At 74.6% G+C, this 2,749-nt stretch carries 3 protein-coding genes; 2 read left to right on the forward strand and 1 reads right to left on the reverse strand.

The genetic code is table 11. The annotated features are described in order from the left end of the window. Positions 1–604 (forward strand): LURP-one-related/scramblase family protein (locus ACFUK0_RS40010; protein WP_380258991.1); only part of this gene is annotated, 604 nt, incomplete at its 5' end. A 38-nt stretch (positions 605–642) separates the two neighbouring features. On the opposite strand, the gene ACFUK0_RS40015 is transcribed toward ACFUK0_RS40010, so the two are convergent. Continuing rightward, the gene (locus ACFUK0_RS40015; RefSeq protein WP_380258993.1) at positions 643–1,896 is read right to left on the reverse strand and encodes a threonine/serine exporter family protein; all 1,254 of its coding nucleotides are present in this window, start codon (positions 1,894–1,896) and stop codon (positions 643–645) included. A gap of 349 nt (positions 1,897–2,245) precedes the next feature. Here ACFUK0_RS40015 and ACFUK0_RS40020 point away from each other — a divergent pair, with 349 nt between their 5' ends. Further along, entirely contained in the window at positions 2,246–2,719 is a 474-nt protein-coding gene (locus tag ACFUK0_RS40020) for an SsgA family sporulation/cell division regulator (protein WP_380258995.1), read from the forward strand. Positions 2,720–2,749 lie beyond the last annotated feature (30 nt).

The following is a 2,749-nucleotide window of genomic DNA, read 5'->3' on the forward strand; positions in this document are numbered from 1 at the left end:
CCGCAGGCCGACCCCACTTCCACCCCGGCACCGTCCGGACCAGGAGGACAGCAGGATGTTCGAGGAACGGCGGGCCCGCCGCCACGCCAACGACGCCTTCGACCACGGTGACGGCGTCACCCGCTACCGCATGCAGCAGAAGATGATCTCCATCGGCGACGACTACTGGATCGACGACGACGCCGGCGACCACCTCTACAAGGTCAACGGCAAGGCCCTGCGGGCCCGCCGGACGTACTACCTGGAGGACCGGGAAGGACACCGGGTCGCGACCGTCCAGAGCCGGCCGCTGCGGATCAAGGACTCGATGGCCATCGAGGACGCCGGCGGCCACCGGGTGGCGGTGGTCAAGAAGGCCATCGTCGGCCCGCTGCGCGAGCGCTGGCGGATCAAGCAGGAGGACGGCGGGGACCTCACCGTCCAGGGCAACATCGTCGACCACGAGTACACGATCGAGCGTGACGGCTACAAGGTGGCCGAGGTCTCCAAGAGGTGGTTCCGGCTCCGGGACACCTACGGCCTGGACATCGGCCCCGGCGCCGACCACGCCACCGTGCTGGCCGCCGCCGTCGCCATCGACGCGATGGCCCACCCGGGCGACTGACCGTCATCCGATCCGATCCGACCCGGGCCGGCCGGCGCTCAGCGTCCGCCGTCGGCCGGCCCCGGGAGGCGGGCGGGCAGCAGGGCCGCGCCGACGAGGAGTCCGACGGCGATGGTGGTCACGATGGTGACGAAGTCCATCAGGTCGTGGAACCCGTGCAGGACGTGACCGCCCGCCAGTGAGGTCAGCGTGCGCAGGCCCATCGAGCCGACGGTGAGCGAGAAGAACCCGCCCAGGAAGAGGACGAGCCGCGGCGGCCGGCCCGGCCGGCGGGCCAGCAGGTCGGCGGCCACGGCGAGGGCGACGGCGGCCAGGAAGGTGCCGGCGACCTCGCCGAGCAGCGCCGTCCCGCCGGCCTGTACCCCCAGCGTCAGGTAGACCAGCAGCAGGACCCAGCCGGCCGACCGGAGCGGCACGCCGAAGGCGAGCACCAGCCCGGCGGTGAACACCGCCCAGCTGATGACGATCACCCACCGGGACAGGTCGGTGGCCTGCGCCGTGTCCAGCAGGGCGGACCGGGACGAGCCGGTGACGGCCACGCCCAGCAGCACCCCGGTGTAGAGCTGGAGCAGCAGGACGACGGCGTACACCAGCCGGGCCGAGCCGGTGGAGAGGTAGCCGGCCGCCAGTTCGGCGGTGGCGGCGCTGAACAGGTCGCCGGGGACGAAGAAGAACAGCGCCGGCAGCATGATCATCACAGGGCCGCCGTGGCCGGGGCCGGGAGCGAACAGCCAGAGCGTGAGGAGCGCGACCACGAGCGAGGCCAGCAGCGGCAGGGCCTGGCCGAGGCGTCGGCGGCCGTCGGCGAGGACGGTCAGCAGCGCCACGACGGTGGCCAGCACGGCCGTACTGCCGATCTCGTACCAGGTGGGCTGGACGGCCGGGGCGAACCCGACGGAGAACAGCACGATGCCGATCAGCCGCGCCCAGCGCGGGTACGGGGCCGGCCGCGCCGCGATGCCGTGCAGTTCGGCCTCGGCCTGCGCCAGCGCCGTCCGGCCGGCGAGGATCCGCTCCACCAGGTCCTTCAGGGCGACGGCCCGGTCCAGCCGGGCCACGTCGGGGAAGGCCGAGACGGCCAGGGTGGTCGTCCGCGCGCCGGCCGTGACGGTGAGGGTGGCGCCGTCGGCCACCATCACCACCTCCGCCCGGCCGCCGTACGCCTGCGCGACCCGCTGGACGACCCGGGCGATGCCCTCGGCGCCCTCCCCGCTGAACCGCAGCAGGACGCGGGTGAGTTCGCGCAGGAAGTCGTCCAGGGCCGGCGGCTGCGCCGTCCGCGCGGGCGTCATCGCGGCGCCCGGAGCGGGCGGGGCGCTCGGGTGGACGGTCCGTTCATGGCGGCTTCCTCTCCCCTGCGGGGCGCCGCGGGCTCTCCCGCACGCACCAAGGCATGGTCGCGCAGGTTGCCGGGCCCCGCATCCCGGCGCGGGTGCCTCCCGCCCGGCCCCGGTCGCCGCCTCCCCGTGACCGGGTGTTGCCGGACGCACCCTCACTCGTTGTCCCGGGTATGAGTTCCGGCCTGCGGGCCACTGGCAACGTCCCTGACGAATCGTTTCTGCACGACCCCGTGATCCGGATCCGGCCCGCCCCGCACCGGGCCCGCCCCGGCAGCGGCACCCGGCAGCCGCGGGAGCACGCATGACGGACGAGGACACCCCCCGCGTCCCCCCGCAGCGCACCGGCGCCCGGGGCTGCACGACGGCACTGGAGCTCCAGGTCCTGGTCTGCCCCGGCCTCAGCGTCCCGGTCGCGGCCCTCCTGAGGTACCACCCGGCGGAGCCGTACAGCGTCCACCTGGACAACCACGTCGACCTGACGACCCCGGTCACCTGGGTCTTCGCCCGCGAGCTGCTGGCGGCGGGCCTCGACGGACGCACCGGCACGGGAGACGTGTCCGTCCACCCGGGAGCGGGGGACGCCCCGGACGCGCTCTTCATCGTGCTGGGCGGCGAGGAGGGCACGGTCGTGCTCCGGGCGCAGGCCTCGCAGGTCAGGAGCTTCCTCGCCGACACCGAGCGCCTCGTCCCCTTCGGTTCGGAGCACGAGCACCTCGACCTGGACGGGCTGCTCCGCCGCCTGCTGGGCGGAGGGCCGCCCCCGCCGGAGCCCTGACGGCCCGCCCGCACCGCCCGGGGGCCGGGC

Origin of the sequence: Kitasatospora sp. NPDC057223 (assembly GCF_042669755.1) — a bacterium.
Lineage (GTDB): Bacteria > Actinomycetota > Actinomycetes > Streptomycetales > Streptomycetaceae > Kitasatospora.

Coding starts and splice junctions, on each gene's coding strand:
- ACFUK0_RS40015 (WP_380258993.1), bottom strand. CDS start 1,896: ATGACGCCCGCGCGGACGGCGCAGCCGCCGGCCCTGGACGACTTCCTG.
- ACFUK0_RS40020 (WP_380258995.1), top strand. CDS start 2,246: ATGACGGACGAGGACACCCCCCGCGTCCCCCCGCAGCGCACCGGCGCC.